Source organism: Thermococcus sp. (assembly GCF_026991495.1).
Classification (GTDB): domain Archaea; phylum Methanobacteriota_B; class Thermococci; order Thermococcales; family Thermococcaceae; genus Thermococcus.
The window spans coordinates 10,226-26,977 of sequence record NZ_JALXBJ010000015.1; the positions used below are offsets into that span (position 1 = coordinate 10,226).

Annotated in this window: 16 protein-coding genes and 1 pseudogene; 13 read left to right on the plus strand and 4 right to left on the minus strand. The window is 56.4% G+C overall.

Features of this window, described 5'->3' with window-relative positions; genetic code table 11:
* The first annotated feature begins 15 nt into the window (after window positions 1-15).
* Window positions 16-780, plus strand: coding sequence for a sulfite exporter TauE/SafE family protein (locus MVB78_RS01500; protein ID WP_297487145.1), 765 nt, complete (start codon window positions 16-18; stop codon window positions 778-780).
* Here MVB78_RS01500 and MVB78_RS01505 read toward each other — a convergent pair.
* Complete coding sequence (locus tag MVB78_RS01505) at window positions 733-1,161, minus strand: hypothetical protein (RefSeq protein WP_297487148.1); 429 nt, start codon at window positions 1,159-1,161, stop codon at window positions 733-735. The two genes, MVB78_RS01500 and MVB78_RS01505, sit on opposite strands and share 48 nt — an antisense overlap.
* Before the next feature lie 195 nt (window positions 1,162-1,356).
* Here MVB78_RS01505 and MVB78_RS01510 point away from each other — a divergent pair, with 195 nt between their 5' ends.
* The 6 genes from MVB78_RS01510 (at window position 1,357) to MVB78_RS01535 (ending at window position 8,050) form a co-directional block, all read left to right on the plus strand.
* The gene (locus MVB78_RS01510) at window positions 1,357-2,091 is read left to right on the plus strand and encodes a sulfite exporter TauE/SafE family protein (protein WP_297487151.1); all 735 of its coding nucleotides are present in this window, start codon (window positions 1,357-1,359) and stop codon (window positions 2,089-2,091) included.
* Between the two features lie 38 nt (window positions 2,092-2,129).
* The gene (locus MVB78_RS01515) at window positions 2,130-2,417 is read left to right on the plus strand and encodes a hypothetical protein (RefSeq protein ID WP_297487179.1); all 288 of its coding nucleotides are present in this window, start codon (window positions 2,130-2,132) and stop codon (window positions 2,415-2,417) included.
* A gap of 128 nt (window positions 2,418-2,545) precedes the next feature.
* Window positions 2,546-3,589: a hypothetical protein gene (locus MVB78_RS01520; RefSeq protein ID WP_297487154.1), complete on the plus strand. Its 1,044-nt coding sequence runs from the start codon at window positions 2,546-2,548 to the stop codon at window positions 3,587-3,589.
* A gap of 50 nt (window positions 3,590-3,639) precedes the next feature.
* The gene (locus tag MVB78_RS01525; RefSeq protein WP_297487157.1) at window positions 3,640-4,689 is read left to right on the plus strand and encodes a winged helix-turn-helix transcriptional regulator; all 1,050 of its coding nucleotides are present in this window, start codon (window positions 3,640-3,642) and stop codon (window positions 4,687-4,689) included.
* Window positions 4,690-4,726: 37 nt separating this feature from the next.
* Window positions 4,727-5,407, plus strand: coding sequence for a metallophosphoesterase (locus tag MVB78_RS01530; protein ID WP_297487160.1), 681 nt, complete (start codon window positions 4,727-4,729; stop codon window positions 5,405-5,407).
* A 54-nt stretch (window positions 5,408-5,461) separates the two neighbouring features.
* Window positions 5,462-8,050, plus strand: a complete 2,589-nt coding sequence (locus MVB78_RS01535; protein WP_297487163.1) for an ATP-dependent helicase — start codon at window positions 5,462-5,464, stop codon at window positions 8,048-8,050.
* 4 nt (window positions 8,051-8,054) lie between these two features.
* Here the strand turns inward: MVB78_RS01535 and MVB78_RS01540 are convergent, their stop codons facing one another.
* Window positions 8,055-9,269, minus strand: coding sequence for a methionine adenosyltransferase (locus MVB78_RS01540; RefSeq protein ID WP_297487166.1), 1,215 nt, complete (start codon window positions 9,267-9,269; stop codon window positions 8,055-8,057).
* Window positions 9,270-9,419: 150 nt separating this feature from the next.
* Window positions 9,420-10,883 carry a DHH family phosphoesterase gene (locus MVB78_RS01545; protein WP_297487181.1) on the minus strand — a complete coding sequence of 488 codons (1,464 nt, stop codon included), beginning with the start codon at window positions 10,881-10,883 and terminating at the stop codon, window positions 9,420-9,422.
* A gap of 132 nt (window positions 10,884-11,015) precedes the next feature.
* On the opposite strand from MVB78_RS01545, the gene MVB78_RS01550 reads away from it, so the two are divergent.
* Together MVB78_RS01550 and MVB78_RS01555 are read left to right on the plus strand one after the other, a co-directional pair.
* Complete coding sequence (locus tag MVB78_RS01550) at window positions 11,016-12,677, plus strand: DUF2226 domain-containing protein (protein WP_297487169.1); 1,662 nt, start codon at window positions 11,016-11,018, stop codon at window positions 12,675-12,677.
* 80 nt (window positions 12,678-12,757) lie between these two features.
* Window positions 12,758-13,231, plus strand: a complete 474-nt coding sequence (locus MVB78_RS01555) for a pyruvoyl-dependent arginine decarboxylase (protein ID WP_297487172.1) — start codon at window positions 12,758-12,760, stop codon at window positions 13,229-13,231.
* On the opposite strand, the gene MVB78_RS01560 is transcribed toward MVB78_RS01555, so the two are convergent.
* On the minus strand, window positions 13,232-13,717 hold the full coding sequence (locus MVB78_RS01560; RefSeq protein ID WP_297487174.1) for a hypothetical protein: 486 nt from the start codon (window positions 13,715-13,717) through the stop codon (window positions 13,232-13,234). It lies immediately after the preceding gene.
* A gap of 275 nt (window positions 13,718-13,992) precedes the next feature.
* Here MVB78_RS01560 and speE point away from each other — a divergent pair, with 275 nt between their 5' ends.
* The 4 genes and pseudogenes from speE to MVB78_RS01580 form a co-directional block, all read left to right on the plus strand.
* Window positions 13,993-14,862 carry a polyamine aminopropyltransferase gene (speE, locus tag MVB78_RS01565; RefSeq protein ID WP_297487182.1) on the plus strand — a complete coding sequence of 290 codons (870 nt, stop codon included), beginning with the start codon at window positions 13,993-13,995 and terminating at the stop codon, window positions 14,860-14,862.
* Window positions 14,859-15,731, plus strand: coding sequence for a lysylphosphatidylglycerol synthase domain-containing protein (locus MVB78_RS01570; RefSeq protein ID WP_297487176.1), 873 nt, complete (start codon window positions 14,859-14,861; stop codon window positions 15,729-15,731). The genes speE and MVB78_RS01570 overlap by 4 nt, the downstream gene beginning before the upstream one ends.
* A gap of 24 nt (window positions 15,732-15,755) precedes the next feature.
* A complete protein-coding gene (locus MVB78_RS01575) occupies window positions 15,756-16,475 on the plus strand; it encodes a creatininase family protein (protein WP_297487184.1) in 720 nt (239 codons plus the stop codon).
* Window positions 16,472-16,752 (plus strand): annotated as a pseudogene (locus MVB78_RS01580) (hypothetical protein); the annotation flags it as partial. The gene MVB78_RS01575 and the pseudogene MVB78_RS01580, both read left to right, overlap by 4 nt.

A 16,752-nucleotide genomic window follows, 5' to 3' on the forward strand; every position in this document is an offset into this window, starting at 1 on the left:
CCCGGAGGTCAGGGCGTGATCAGGTACGTTGGCTACTTCGCGGCTGGAATCTTCATAGGAATCCTCGCGGCTATGTTCGGCCTCGGCGGGGGTTTTCTGATAGTGCCCACTCTGAACTTACTCGGGGTCGAGATACACCACGCCGTTGGAACTTCGAGTGCAGCTGTGGTCTTCACTTCACTCAGCTCGGCCACAGCATACCACAGGCAGCGCAGAATCCACTACAAGACGGGCTTGCTACTGGCTTCAACGGCCGTTCCGGGGGCCTACATAGGGGCATGGGCAACGAGCTACATAAGCTCGGCCCAGCTCAAGGTCATCTTCGGTTTCGTCCTCCTCCTTGTATCGATAAGGATTTACAGGAAGAAGAGCGCCGAGCCGGGTGAGGTCAGGCTTGAAGAGGTGGAACTCGACTACAGGATCATCCCAGTTGGGGGCTTCATAGCGGGAATAGCCAGCGGTCTGCTCGGCATAGGCGGCGGCGCGATAAACGTTCCTTTCCTTACTGCCATGGGTCTTCCGATACACTACGCGGTGGCCACTTCCAGCTTTGCCATCGTCTTCACCGCCACGGGCGGGGCTTTAAAGCACTACGCGATGGGCAACGTCGAGGTCGAGTGGTTGCTCCTCCTCGTTCCAGGGTTAATAATCGGCGCCCAGCTCGGTGCTAAGATAGCGAAGAGGACTAAAGCTTCTTCCCTCGGCAAGGCCTTTGCCGTCGTTTTAGCCTTTTTAGCGATCAGGATGGTTCTTAAAGGACTCGGCTACCCTGTTCCTTAGCCCCCTTCTGGTTTTCGCGTAGACCGCTAAGAGAACCGCCGAAACCGCCAGCGAGATAAGCCACGCCGCAAGAAGGGGCCTGTCGTAGGGTTGGTAGAGCTCACCCAATCCGCCCCCAAGGATCAGGTAGGGCAACACCGTCAGGAGGAGGGTCAAGCTCAGAACCAGCCCAAGAAAGCCGCCGATGATGAAAGTCAGGATGTTGGAAGTTCCATAGCCCATCTGTCCTCTGACTTGACCCTCTGCCCAGTAGCCGAGGAGGATTGTGAGTGTTGTTACAATCCCCGCGCCAAGGGGATGGAGGGGGCTCAGCCTTTCCCTTCTCCACTCGATTAGCCCGTAGGCGGTTGCGATGATAAGAAATGCTCCGGCACAGGACATCCAGGTGGAGAGGTCTTTGTAAAAACCGTAGGGAGCGTCCCAGTTGGCGAAGGCTACCGCCCCGGGCTGGGTGAGGTGAAGGCGAGGCTGACGAGGAGCCAGTAGAGGGCCACCCTCGACTTCATGTTTCTCCCTCCCCCTTAATTCACAAAAGGCTTTCGTCAGTTTTTTAAGAGGCCTTCCCAACCTTTTTCCATGCTCTCCTATCTCCTCGACTTCATCATCGGTCTCGGCATTGGCATCGTCGCCGGCCTCTTCGGGGTGGGGGGCGGCTTCCTCATAGTTCCAACCCTCGTGCTGATGGGTCTCCCCGTTCATCAGGCGATAGGGACGAGCTTAGCCTGCATAACGATCAGCGCACTGTCTTCAGCCTACACCCACCTGAGACGCGGCGCCGTTCTCTTCAGGGTCGTCCTCGTGAAAGAGGCTTTTTCAATGCCCTTTGCGGCAGTGGGTGCCTACCTGTCGTACCTCCTGCCAGAGAAGGCTCTTAAACTCATCTTCGCGGCCCTTCTCGTTTACCTCGCCTACAGGATGGTAAGGGAAGGGAGGGGGGCCTGTAAGAGGGAGGTTGGAGAGATAAACTACATAAGGGTGCCTCTCGTTGGAATCCTCGCGGGCCTAACCTCGGGCCTTCTCGGCATAAGCGGTGGCGTTCTCAACGTTCCCCTCTTCCACACCTTCATCGGGCTGCCCATGAGGTACGCCGTGGGAACCTCAAGCCTCTCCCTCTTCTTCACGGCCCTCGCGGGAACCGTTGCCCACTACCGCCTGGGCCAGGTTGACGTATACACCGCCCTCCTCCTTGCACCCGGCCTCATAATAGGCGCCCACCTCGGGGCAAGGGCCGCTCACTCCGTTTCCCCCTTCAAGATAAGGGTGGCCTTCGCGGCGTTGCTGGTCGGGGTCGCGGTCAAGATCCTGCTGTGAGTGGGATTTTTAAGCCCCCTTCTGATTCATGGTTGGTGATGGGAATGGAGGGACTCTTTGAGCGGATCAGGGAGGAGTACGGCGTTGAGATACGGGATGGGGAAGATATGACCGGTGCCTGGAGGCTCGTTGAATCCCTGAAGGAGAGGGGGTGGGTTGTGTACATAATAACCGGAAAGGGCAGGGAGCAGGTGGACGCCTGGCACCCGAACTTCGGCTCACTCTTCGCGCAGTTCGGTGAGACCCCGAACTTCGGGAGTGTTTTGGAGGGCATATGCACCACCGCGCTGCTCGTGAAGGAGCTTGAGAAGAAGGGGGCTGTTTGATCAAACGCCTAACGTACCTTTGTTTTCCACTTTACCCCTCATCTCCCCTGTTTGTTCAATATGGGACGTTCTGGAACGTTATCTTACATGCCTTCCCGGGGAATCCCTCATATATGTGGAGGGCGTAGTTGGAGATGGTGATGGACATGAAGGGGAGAGGAATACCCGCCCTGTTGGCCATCTTTATAATACTCGCATCGGCCATTCCAGTATACGCAGTGGGGTCGGGGAGCGGTAACGGCGGGCAGAACCAGACGGCACCGGCTTCCAGCACTGCCAACGCCACGATGAACGCAACCGGGCTTGAGCGCGCCGCCCAGAACCTCCTGAAGATCGTGGACAGGCTCGCAAACTACACCGCTTCCATGATCTCCAACGCCGCCCCCGACAACGAGACAATGGCCCTGTACACAAAGGCTGAGGAGCTCAGGGAGAAAGCCCACTCCGAGTTCCAGGCCGGCAACTACAGCGCCTCACTTAGGTTCTCGATAATGGCGATGAGGGACTACAGGATGGTGCTCGCATCACTCCTTAGAAACCAGACAAAGGAGATCAACAGAACCATGTTCATGGCCAAGCTTGAGGCCCTCCGGATGAACGGCTACTTCAAGCACGTGGAGATGATAATAAAGGCGGCTGAGATCAAGGGACTCAACATAACCCGGGTGGAGGCCCTCTACAACGAGACCAAGGAGGCTTACAGGAAGGTGCTCCAGGACGTTATGAACAACAACAGCACAGCCCTCGTTGAGGATCTAAGAACCGCCCGCACGCTGAGGCACGAGCTCGACATGGCGCTCGTCACTTTGGGAAGGCAATACGTTCACGTTAACGCCGGGAAGATTGCAATGGCCTTCGACAAGGTGATCACTGTCCAGATAAAGATCCTCCAAAGGATGAAGTACCTGCCGAACGTCAACGCCAGCCTGATTGACAACGTGACCTCCCAGCTGCTCCAGCTTAGGGAAAACGTGACCAAACTCGTCAGGGAGGGCAAGTACTTCGAGGCCCTGCAGCTCATAAAGAGCTCGCTGTTAAAGCTTAGGTCGGTTGCCATGCAGCTCCACTGGATCAGGAAGGGCCACTGGATCAAGTTCCCGGTCAGGGGACCGGGAAGAGCCCACAACTGGGGACACGGGCAAGGACGCGGTCAGGGAGGAAGCAGACACTGAGACCGTAACTTTTAATTTTTCCTCCACTTTTCAATTCAGTGGGTGATAGCATGAGGTTAAAATACCCCCTCTTGATTCTCACGATTCTCACGTTGGCCCTCCTCACATCCCTCCTCCCTTACGCCTCGGCCCAGTCCTTGGAGGCACTCTCCCTGACAGTCTATCCCGACGGCTACGTCCTCGTGAACGAGAGCGTTGTAACCGCCAACTACACGGTGGTGCTGAGCGTACCCCTCCTCGGAAAGGACGTTGAAGGGCTCGTGGTGACTGACGGACGGGGGAACATGCTCCCCTTCGAGGTGAACGGCTCTAACGTGACGGTCTACTTCGGGAACGCCAGTTTAATAGAGCTCTCCTACTTCACCCCGGATCTCACGTCAAAGCGGGGAGCGATCTGGAACCTCACCCTCTACTCCCCCATTCCCGTCAGGATAACCCTGCCTGATAAAGCGGTCATAGTCGACCTGAACACCGTTCCCCTCAGGATATCCGGCAACAGCATAGTGATGCCCAACGGAACGGTTTCGCTGTCGTACGTTATCCCGATCGCGGGCTCAACAACCTCAAGCAGTTCCCAGTCCTCCAGTTCCTCAAGCCAGGGAACCGCCCCCACCTCGAGCAGCTCATCTGTTCAGACCTCATCCAGCTCCCCCGGTCCCGGAACTTCCTCTTCGACGTCGAGCCAGTCCACCTCATCCCCAAAAACTTCTTCCTCCAGTCCATCCCCCTCTGCCCCGCCCAGGGGCTCCTCAGGCCGCGGTCTCTGGGCTGCGGTTGTACTGGGTGTGGTTGTGCTCGTTGCGGGCGGTGCCTACTGGTACCTCAGGAGGCCTCGAGGGGGCGTGGAGCCGTTAGGGAAGGAGAGCCTCGAACGCTTCAGGAAGAAGATAGAGGGCATGGAAGACCTCAACGACGACGAGAGGGGGGCGCTGCTCTACCTGATCGAGAACGGCGGAAAGGCCCCCCAGTCAAAGGTTCGCTCGGCCCTTGGCATACCGAAGACCACAGCCTGGAGGATGTTCAAGAGGCTTGAGGAGAGGGGCCTTGTGAGGGTCTACAAGCTCGGAAGGGAGAACTGGGTTGAGCTCGTAATCGAGTGACCGCAGGGTTTTTAGTTTTCCCTCCCCACTTTCTCTTATGAAGCTTGAGTTCCTCCCAGAGAAGGCCCTCCTCCTTGGGGACTCGCTCGTCGTAGCCGACCTCCACATAGGCTTCGAGGAGGCCATGGTGAGGGAGGGGAACTACGTTCCAAAGCTCCTCGATCGTGTTGTTTCATCAATCTCCAAGGTTTTGAAGAGGGAACGGCCGCGGAGGCTGGTGATTAACGGGGACCTCAAGCACTCCTTCGTCCCCGCTTGGAGGGAGAGGAGGGAGCTGGAGGCGTTTTTTGATGGCCTCTCCTCATACTTAGGTGAGATCGTTCTCGTAAGGGGGAACCACGACGTCGGGGTTGGATGGATCAGGAAGCTCGGGGTGGAAATCGTTGATTCGCTTGAGCTCGGCCGCTGGAAGCTCGTCCACGGACACAGGCTGGAGGAGGGGGAGCGCTTTATAATAGGGCACGAGCACCCCGCTGTGAGGCTGAGGGACGAGGTCGGGGCGAGCGTCAAGGTGCCCGTCTTCCTTAGGGGCGAGAGGCTTATAGTCCTGCCCGCCTTCAGCCCCTGGGCCTACGGGAACGACGTGACGAGGGAGATAGTATCGCCCTTCCTCCGGAAGTTCGATGTCTCAAAGCTCAGGGTTCTCGTACCGATTGAGGGGGAGGTCCTCGACTTCGGCGAGTTGGGCAGGCTCACGCGGGTTATGCGGGGGTTGTAGGGGTTTGAATTCAGAAGCCAAAAAGTTTTTAACCAGGCCTAATAAGTTCCCGCGATGATCCGATGGGCCGAGAGGGAGTACACCGACGACGAGATATTCTCAATACTGAGCGATCCGGTTAGGGAGTGGTTTAAGCGGAAGTTCGGGAGCTTTACGCCTCCCCAGCGCTACGCCGTTTTAGAGATACACAAGGGCGAGAACGTACTGATTTCTTCCCCCACAGGTTCAGGAAAAACTTTGTCCGCTTTTCTCTCGGCCATAAACGAGCTGATTTTGCTCGGAAAGGAGGGAAAACTGGAGGATAGAATCTACGTCCTCTACGTGTCTCCGCTTAGAGCTTTGAACAACGACATAAAGCGCAACCTCGAAGGGCCTTTGGCGGAGATAAAGGAGGTCGCTAAAGAGCTCGGCTACGATTTGCCCGAAATCCGCGTCGGCATAAGGACGAGCGATACGTCGAGCTACGAGAAGAGCAAAATGCTGAAGAGGCCGCCCCACATCCTCATAACAACACCCGAGAGCCTCGCCATCGCTTTAAACGCCCCCAAGTTCCGCGAGAGGCTGAAGACTGTTAAGTACCTCATAATAGACGAGGTTCACGCCTTGGCTGAGAACAAGCGTGGTTCCCACCTCGCGTTGAGCGTTGAAAGGCTCCAGGAGATGGCCGAGAGGGAGTTCGTGAGGATAGGCCTGAGCGCGACGATACACCCCCTTGAGGAGATAGCCAAGTTCATCTTTGGGTTCGACGACGACGGAAAGCCGAGGCCCGGCCTTATAGTTGATGTGAGCTTTGCCAAGCAGACCGAAATAAGGGTCGAGAGCGTCGTCGAAGACCTTATATACACCCCGGCCAGCGTTCTGAGCGACGCCCTCTACTCCCGCTTAGCTGAGCTCGTAAGGGAGCACAGGACGACTCTCATCTTCACAAACACGAGGAGTGGGGCAGAGAGAGTCGCTTTCAACCTGAAGAAGCGCTATCCGGAGTTTGAGGGGTTGATAGAGGCCCACCACTCCAGTCTCTCGCGAGAGGTTCGCCTCGATGTCGAGGAGAAGCTGAAGAGGGGTGAGCTTAAGGCGGTTGTCAGCTCAACAAGCCTTGAGCTCGGGATTGACATCGGTACAATCGATTTAGTTGTTCTCATTGGTTCGCCAAAGAGCGTCAACCGCGCCCTGCAGAGGATTGGGAGGGCCGGGCACAGGCTCCACGAGGTCAGCAAGGGAGTGATAATAGCGCTCGACAGAGACGACCTCGTCGAGGTTACCGTTTTAGCGCACAACGCTCGCAACAGGAGGCTCGACAGGGTTAAGATACCGAAGAACCCGCTCGACGTTCTCGTTCAACACCTCCTTGGCATGGCCCTCAACAAAGTTTGGGAGGTTGAAGAAGCCTATCGCGTCGTCAGGAGGGCCTATCCCTACCGCGAACTTTCCTTCGGGGACTTCATGAGCGTCCTCCGCTATTTAGCTGGAGAATACGCGGGTTTGGAGGACAGGAAGGTCTACGCCAAGATATGGCTTGAGGAGGGTCGCTTCGGAAGGCGCGGCAAGATGACGAGGGTTATCTACTACATGAACACCGGTACGATCCCCGATGAGGCCAAGATAAGGGTCTACACGATGGACAAGCGCATGATTGGCACGGTCGAGGAGGAGTTCGCCGAACGGCTAATGCCCGGCGACGTCTTCGTCTTAGCCGGGAGAACCTACGAGTTCATCAAGAGCAGGGGCAACAAGATATACGTGATTCCAAGGGAGGGCGCCAAGCCGACTATTCCAGCGTGGTTCTCGGAGATGCTCCCGCTCAGCTTCGACTTAGCCCTCGACATACAGAGGTTTAGGGGAGAGGCTAAAGGCCTCATAAACAGAAGGGACGCGGTAAGCAGGCTTATGAGGAAGTACGGCATAGAAGAGAGGGCCGCGAGGGCGATTATAGCTTACTTCCGCGAGCAGGCGAGGTATTCAACGGTTCCCGACGATGGGACGGTTTTAGTTGAGGAAGTTGAGAAGGAGGAAACCTGGGAGTACTTCTTCCACACTCTCATAGGGAGGCGCGCGAACGACGCTTTGAGCAGGGCCTTCGCCTACGCGGTAAGCAAGTGGAAGGGCTGCAACGTCGGGATAGCGATAAACGACAACGGCTTCCTCCTGAGGGTTCCGAAGGAGGCGAGGCTATCTGAGGTTGAGCTGCGGGAGCTGTTCAGGATTGAAGACCTCCGCGAGGTTCTCAAGAGGGCTTTAGACAACACCGAGCTTTTGAAGAGGCGCTTCAGGCACGTTGCCAACCGCGGGTTGCTCATTCTCAGGCGGTACGTCGGGAGAAAGAAGCGCCTTGGAAGACAGCAGGTCATGGCGGTTTCCCTTCTGAGGGTTCTCAAGGAGGATCACCCTGACTTTCCCCTGCTGAGGGAGGTTTACCGCGAGATAATGGAGGACAAGATGGACGTCGAGAACGCGGAGCTCTTCCTGAGCTGGGTCAGAGAGGAGAAGGTTAAGGTTGTTGTTGAGAGGCATAAGATCCCGAGTCCCTTCGCCTTCAACCTTGAAGCTATAGGGGCGAGCGACGTGGTTTTAATGGAGGACAGGAGGGAGATGATAAAGCGCCTACACCGCAGAATAATGGAGATGATAGCGGGGGAAAGCTGAAGGCTCAGAAGACGTTGAGCTTGCCGTCCAGTATCATTTTCTGTACCTTGGTTATGTTGGCGAGCCACTCGTTTGCTATCTCGTAGGCGGGCTTCTGGAGGAGCTCAACACTGTACCCCTTCTTTGGGATTATCTGCACGCTCGCTATTAGGGGCTCGTCTATGGGCCTGCCTATCTGGCTCAGGATCCGGACGTAAACTTCCTCCACTCCCTCAACCTGCTCGGCTATGTCGTTCGCTATGAGCATCGAGAGGAGGTTGTATATCTTTCCGACGTGAGAAACGGGGTTCTTACCCGCAGCTGCCTCCATGCTCATGTGCCTGTTCGGGGTTATAAGGCCGTTCACGCGGTTGCCCCTGCCGACTGAGCCGTCGTCCCCGGATTCCGCACTCGTCCCGGTGACGGTTATGTAGTAGAGGCCGTTCTTCGGGTCGTCTGCGGTGTTGACGTAGACTTTTGTCGGCCTCTCGGTGTGGGCCTCGACGATCTCCCAGGCTGCGTCGTGGATGGCCTCTTTAACCGCCATGTAGTCATCGGGGTTGTCTACCTCGCTGTCAACTATGGCAGCCGCTATCGTAAGGTCTATCTCGTCGCCCTTCCTCAGACCCATGACCTTTATGTCCTCCCCGACAGCGGGCCACTTCTTCTTGAACTTCTCGCTGTTGAGGAGCTTCTCCGTCTCAAGGACTATCCGCTCGGTCTCGCTGAGCGGGGCGTAGCCGACGCCGAAGCTGGTGTCGTTCGCGAGCGGGATAGGGTTCTCTCTGGCCTTGTTGAAAACCCCAACGAGGTCAACGCTTCCCTGGCCGATGCGGGAGTCTATGACGACGTGGTGTTCAAGGTCGAGGTGCCTGACCGCCTTCGTGAGGTACTCCTTAGCCGCTTTTATTGCGACCTGGTGAACAGGGAACTCCTCCCTGTCAACGAGCTCAACGGCCCTCCCTGAGAGGAGGATGTAGATCGGCCGTATAACCTCTCCGCCGCCGAACCTCGGATAGGCCCTTCCGCCAACGACTTCGACCTGGTCGGTGTTGTGGTGGAGGATGATCCCATAGCGCTTTATGTACTCCCTGCTGAGGGCCCTGCTGACGGCCTCGGCTATTCCATCGGCTATGCTGTCCGGGTGGCCGATGCCCTTTCTCTCGACGAGCTCGACCTTCTGCATCTCGACCGGAGTCCTTACCATCTCCTCAACGACTATGTTCCTTACCTTCTCCATGACCGTTACCCCCATCGCTGAGTATGAACCGATATGTTCATCATTTTATATAGCTTTCGGCATGAAGAGCCGCGAGTTATATTCCTGTTAGTTATGACATTCGGAGTTTTGCCATTTTCATTGGAAATATTTTGGAAAATCGAGAAGGGCTCAGTCCCTCTTAACGCCGAGCGCCTGCAGGAACTTCTCGGTTATCGCCTCTTCGGCAAGCCTCAGAAGGGAGTTCTTGTCCCTGGCCAGTTTGAATATCCCGAGGGGTATCCTCGCACCGCCCATGGTCGCATGGCCGCCCCCGGAGCCGATCTCCCCGAAGGCCTCCTTCATGGCGGCCCCTATGTTGATCCTCACGTCCCTCGTCCTCGCAGAGATCTCTATGAAGTCCTCGACTATTCCGAAGACGAGAACCGTGTCTATCCCCTCGAGCCTCAGGAGAAAGTCGGCCGATTCTGCCAGGGCGTCCCTGCTCCTTATGAAGCCTGCGTTTGAGATAACTATGTTCTTGTACTGCTTCCTGTTTAGTATTGCCCTCGCCAGTATCTCCGCCGTCTCCGTGCTTATGTCGGGGTGCTCTATCCTGTCAACGAGCTCCGGGTTCACCTTTCCGGCCAGGAACTCAAGGGCCTTGAGCTCAACGTGGCTCAGTTTTGAAAACCTCCTCGTGTCCGTGTATATGCCGTAGAAGAGTGCCGTGGAGAGGGCCTCGTTGGGGATTATGCTCAGGGAACGCAGGTACTCCGTCAGTATTGCCGCAGATGATTTGACCTCCGGCCGTATGTCGATGAACGCGTCCTCACCCAAGAGCTCGTGTATCTGCTGGAAAACCTGGTGGTGGTCTATCACGATTTTAACCTTTCCCAAGTCCTCCTTCTCAAGCACCGTTATGTTGCCGTTTGGCTGGGAATCAACGAGCGCTATGAAGTCGTTTTTCCTTATCTCATAGGAGCCCCTCGAAACCCTCCGCATGGTTATCCCGAGGAGGTTTATGAAGGCCCTGTTCTCGTGGTGGGTTATCTCCCCACCGTGGGCTATCGTGGGCTTGAGGCCAGCGTTCTGGGCTATTATTGAGAGGGCAACGGCTGAGGATATTGCGTCCGGGTCTGGGTTGTCGTGGGTGAGTATCAGTATGCTGTTCCCCCTCTCCTTGAGCTCCTGGAGCTTTTTGAAGAGCATCACAGCGTTCTTCTTCTCCCCGAGTTCGAGGATGGTTCTGAGGAAGGCCTCCGTTATGGCCCGCTGGGGGTAGATTCCGTAGTCTATCCGGGCCTCCTTCTCGAACTCCTCGAGGATTACGTCTTCGAGTGTCTCCTTTGGCATGTCGTCGGGGAGCAGGGTAACTATGGGGACGGATCTGTTGTTCGTTCTTATTATGTAGACGGTTTTCTTCACTGTGTCGAGGTTCCGGGTTGTTATTATTATCGCGTCCGCCTTCTCTATTCCGGCCTTCAGGAGGGTTGCGGTGTAGGAGAAGTCGCCCTGAACAACGTTGAAGCCCCCTTCCGTGAGAGACTGGGCCCTGAGCTCGTCCTTCTCTACTATGACTATCTCGAACTCCCCCTTGAGGGACTCCGCTATCTGACGCCCTATGCTTCCCCCTCCGAGTATCAGGATCCTCATGATCACCACCTGTGAGCAACAACGTTTAAATAGGTGCTCTAATATATCTCTAAGGGAAGCTTCAGGCTATGTATCCCGTGGGTGTATATATAAGTGTCGCCTTTAATCAGAAAGCAATCAGATGGTGAGAGCATGAAGCTGCCGGATGCTGAACCCGTTAAGGAAAACGCCGTAATTACCAGCCCCGGGGAGTTGCTCAATGAGATCAGGAACGTTCTTTCGGGAGCGAGCGGTCTCTTTATAAAGGTGTTCGGAAAGAAGGGCAGTTCGAGATACTACATAACGATACTCTTCGACAGGAGCAAGGTGCTCGCTGCCGAGGGGCAGGAAGTCAGCAGCGGCAGCGTTGTAACGGGTTCCCAGGCAATAGACCTTTTCAGGGAGCTCCTGAAAGGCCCCCTTGTCGTTGATCTCTATGCTCTTGATGAGATCGGTGTCAAGGTTTCCATCGCCGATAACCTCGATGCCTACGGTCAGACCCCTAAGGTTTCCATAGGGGAGCTGTTATCCGCACCGGTTCAGAAACCTGTTGAGAAACCCGTTCCCAAACCTGCTCCCAAGCCTCAGGAGAAGCCGGCCCCGGTCAGACCCCCCGTGAAGACCGTCGAGAAAAAGACCGAGAAGAAAGCACCTGAAAAGGCCGGCGGAGAGGTTGAGGTGGTCATTGAGATACCCGGGGGTGAGGTTCTCGACGGGGCCCTGAAGGAGTACGCCAAGCATCTCGTCTCCGAGGCGAAGCGCATAAGGACCCTTCAACTCAGCAGGATAGCCTTCTCGGGTGAGCTCACGGAGGGCGTTGTCTACCTCAACGTCCACATCTACGGGCACAGTGAAGGCCAGATGCGCGGGGTGGCGGAGAAGAGGATGCTCCATGCGATAAGCAAGTACGCGCCGATAATCCTCAGGGAAGCGGATATAAAGCCGATCCTCCGCGACGTCAAGGTTATCCTGAACGGCAAGGAGGTCGCCCCGAAGGAGATAGTTGACAGGGAAAAGAAGAAGACCGGGAAGGTTGACAGGGAGGGCAGGATAACCCTCTCAGTCCTCGAAGACGTGTGGCCCTACTTCAGCTCAATGGTCCGCACGGCGGTCGGGGAGATCAACGAGGCAGGGATAAAAGTAACGGGGGCAACCTTCGACATAAGGGGATGGAAGGAGTTTGAAGTCAACGCAAAGATTGCCGTTGAGACTTCGATCCCGAGGGAGAACGTTGAGAAGGTCGTAAGGGACGTGATCACGAGGCACGCGAAGGAGCTCGGGAAGACCATAGACCGCTACATTACTGTTCACAACATCGAAGTCGAGGTTGTTGAGGCAGTTAAGCCCGTGGCGCCCTCCATCGCCACATCAGCCAAGGCACAGCAGGTGCTGGCTAAGAAGAAGGAGCTTGAGAAGGAGGTAGAAAAGCTCCTCCAGCAGGCTGGGATAGAGGAGCTCTCGTTCCTCACGGAGGAGAAGAAGAGGGAGAGCGAGCAGGCCCTTCTCAGGAGCAGGATAGAGCCGGCTATAGAACTGCTAAAGTCCCGCCTCCACACCGAACTCAAGCTCATCCCGAGGGTGGCCTTCAAGTGGCTCAAACTAAACTGGGAAGCCAAGGGGAGCACGGTATACCTTGACCTGGAGGCCTCCTTCATAAAGGAGGAGGTTGGAGGGCTCTTCGGTTCCTTCTCCGGCATCGACGAGGGCAAGCTCAAGCAGGACGCCAGGGACACGATACTCCGGGTTATACGGGATGTCTCCAAGGAATATGGGATATCCATAAAGCTCAAAAAGCTCAACGTAATGGTCAGGTGAGGTTTCTCCTCTTTTCTCCTCCCCCTGCGAAAGCTTTATATCCGCATCGAGCAGGGAGGGGTATAAACGGGGTGGTTGAGATGAGCTGGACAACGCCGAAAAGGGCCTTCATTGGTGCAGCCGCCGCCGAGGGAGGAACAAAGCTAAACGCCTTTGACAACGCCCTCCTCAAGCTTGGCATTGGCAACGTGAACCTCGTCAAGCTCAGCAGCGTCATTCCGTCGCACATAGAGTGGATGGAGCAGGTTCACGATGTTCCCATAGGGATGCTCCTGCCGACGGTTTACGCCCACATAGAGAGCAACGAGCCGGGAATGACGATAAGCGCGGCCCTCGGCGTTGGCATCAGCGAGAACAACGTGGGGGGCCTCATATACGAGTACAGCGGGTACTGCACCAAAGAGGAGGCCGAGGAGATGGTCAGGAGGATGACGGAGGAGGGCTTCAGGGTCAGGGGATGGAAGCTCGGGGAGTTCCGGGTTGCGTCCGCTGAGATAACGGTTAAGGACAGGCCGGCGGCGGTGGTGGCTGCGGTCGTGATGTTTCCCTACTGACTACACGCTCTCCTTCTCAACCAAGAGAAACTCGTTTGGTTTTCTCTCTTCAAAGACGAGCCTGTACCTGCCGCCTCCTTTGCTCGCGAGGACTTCTATAGTTTTCGATGTGCCGCTTTCCCTGACGTTCATCCACACAACGCCGTATCCCCTCCTTTCGAGGGCCTTTCTAAGGACACCCCTGATCGTGGAGCCAACCTCAAGGGGCCCCGCGGTCTTCCCCCGGAGGAACGCCCAGAGCTCAAGGTAGATCCTCCTTGGGTTCGAGGTTCTAACCGGGTACATGAAGAGCACCCTGTTCTCATCGGGGAGCTTGAGGAGGAGACGGTGCTCTTCGCTTTCGAAGGTAACCGCCTCGACATCAACGCTCTCTCCACTTATCTCCCCGACGATATGAACCCTTCCCCTCTTCAACCCCTCTTTTATCTCGTCTTCAAGGTTGCTGATTCTCTGGAAAAGTTCCTTCCCGGGGTTGTTCTTGGCCATGTTTGAACCTAACCCCCTGCCGGCTGAACGACGAGCTCTGCGGGCGCATCACCTACCCCTTCACAGGTTTCGGTTCGGCCCGGGGCACGGTCTCGCGCCGTATTACCCTGCAGGAATTTAAAAGGTTTTCGACCGCTTAAAGTTGGTTACCGATTGCTGCAGCCCTTTCGGGCGCAAAGCTTTCAGAAAGGACGTGAACTCGGTATCCCAGCCCTTTTGGTAGTCCCTGCATTAGGTTTAAAACCACTTCCACCCCCTATCAGTTGGTGGTGCTAATGCCCTTCAACCGCGAGGACAACGCCTTTATCGAGTGGTATCCCCGGGGCTACGGTGTGGGTTTTAAGGTCAAGAGGAGGCTCTTTGAGATCCAAACCGACTACCAGAGGCTTGAAATCTACGAGACAGAGGGGTTCGGCAAGCTTCTCGTACTCGACGGCACGGTTCAGCTCGTTGAGGTTGGGGAGGAGAGCTACCATGAGGTGCTGGTTCACCCCGTTATGCTGGCCCATCCATCTCCCAGAAGGGTTCTCGTCATAGGGGGGGGTGACGGCGGGACGCTGAGGGAGGTTCTGAGGCACGAAACGGTTGAAAAGGCCACCATGGTTGAGATAGACGAGGGGGTCGTTGAGGCATCTTACCTCTACCTCGACGTTGCGAAGGATCTCTTAGAGAGGCTCATAAAGGGGGAGGAGCCGAGGGCCGAGCTCGTAATAGGGGACGGCGTGGGCTACCTCCGTGAAACTGATGGGAGGTTTGACGTAATCATAGTTGACTCAACGGACCCCGTCGGGCCGGCAAAGCTTCTGTTCTCGGAGGACTTCTATCGCGATGCCTACGAGAAGCTCAACGAGAGGGGGCTGTACATTACTCAGGCCGGGAGCGTCTACCTTTTCACCAACGAGCTCGTGGACGCTTACAGGACAATGAAGAGGGTCTTCGATAGGGTCTACTACTTCAGCTTCCCCGTCATCGGCTACGCTTCACCATGGGGCTTCCTCGTTGGGGTTAAGGGGGACGTGGACTTCTGCAAGGTTGACCTAAGCAGGGCTGAGAAGCTTGACCTCTACTACTACGACCCCCGGAACCATGAAACCCTCTTCCAGATGCCCCGCTACGTCAGGAAACTCCTGGAGGAGAGCACGTGAAAAGGGGCATCAGAAAGGCCGTTTCGATAGTTCTCACACTCCTCCTTGGTTCCTTTCTCGTCTACCGCATACACCGCGAGCTCGAATCCGTGAGGGCCCTCTCCATAAGGTACGACTATCTCCTGCTCGTCTTTCTCCTCGGCCTGGCGGCTTACTTTGTCTACACCCTCGTTTGGTACGTCCTGCTCCAGGGCATAAGGAAAACCCCCTACCGTCGGCTTCTTGAGCTTAACCTCATGAACAGCTACCTGGCCATGACCCTGAACTCCGCCCTCGGGAACATCGTCAAGGCCAAGTACGCTCTTGACGACTGGTGGGCCTCCCTCGCCGTAATATCCATGGCCACGACCTTTGAGATACTGCCCGGTATGGTGGTCGGCTTGATCATGGGCGACCTCTCGATGCTGCCCTTCCTCGGCCTGTTCCTCTGGGCTTACGTTCATCCCCAGTCCCTCTACCGAGTTCTCGCCCGAGCATTCAAGTCCGCGAGCAGGCTGCCTTGGATAGAGTCCTACTACAGGGGCTGGATAGGGGCGAGGAAGAAGTTTTTGGCCGGCTTCTCCGTCTCCCTCCTTCAGCCCCTGCTCCTCTCCTTGGCCCTCTACCTGACGGTCAGGGCCTTCGGCTTCAGCGTGGAATACCCAAAGACGCTCTTAGCGGTCACTTATTCCACGGTCATAGGGAGCGCGGTTGGAACTCCTGGAGGTATAGGGGGCAACGAGCTCGGCATAACCCTCGCCATAGGGGACGTTCCGGCAGGGGCTACAATAGCGTTTGTTTTCAAGCTGCTTACACAGTACGTTTACGCGATCTTTGGAGCGGTACCGTTTTACCGGCTTGCCGCTGGCGAAAAGACTATGAGGGGTTGAGATTAATCCAAAGCGGTGAAGCCCATGCGCATCGAGGAGCTGACTTGGCCCGAGTTTGATAGAATCAAGGGCAGTGTGGAGGCAGTCATCCTTCCCGTTGGAAGCGTGGAGGCCCATGGGAGGCATCTCCCACTCGGCACGGACACTTTTGCCCCCGTGGAGATAGCGAGGAGGGTCGAGGAGAAGGCCAAGCTGAAGGGCAGGGAAGTCCTCCTTCTGCCCCCGATATGGTACGGCCACACCTTCACCCTTAACGTCTACCCCGGAACGATAAACGTCCGGCCCGAGTCCCTCAGGATGTACGTCGGTGACGTGCTGGCCGAGGTAGCTGCGGAGGGCTTTGAGAGGATAATACTCCTGAACGGCCACGGCGGGAACGTTTATCCCCTCACCGAGGCCGCCGAGGACGTGGCCGAGCTCTACCCCGACGTTGAAATTGTCATGGTCAGCTGGTGGATCGACTTCCGGGATGAGATACTCTCCGTCTGTTCGAGCCAGGGGCACGCTGGTGAGGACGAGACCTCCGTGATGCTGGCGGTGAGGGGGGAGCTGGTCAGGATGGAGAAAGCGAGGGGCAGGAAAATCAGGAGACGTTTCAGAACGATCAGGAAGGACATAGGGAGTGAACTGTTTCCGGATGGAGTTAACGACGACCCAAGCCGTGCGTCGGCGGAGAAGGGGGAGAGGATCCTTGAGCTCGTTTCGGAGGGCGTCCTGCGCTTGGCCCTCGGTGAGGCAGAATGAGAGAGGAGATTAGAGGGGAAATTGAAAAGCGCATAAAGAGGCTCGAAGCCCTCGCTGAGATAATAGAGCACTCGAACCTGAAGGAGACCCCTGAAAAGCCGGTTCCAAAGCCCGCCCCGGGCTTGCTCTGGCTCTACCTCGCCGGTGGGCTTGCGTGGGTCATTGGGGGCTTAGCGATCCTCTACTTAATGAGGGCCCGTTACCCTTCCGTTTTCTCTCTGTCGAGTTCGGCCATGGCCGTTTACGTTATCCTGGCCGTCGCGATAGCCATCTTCTT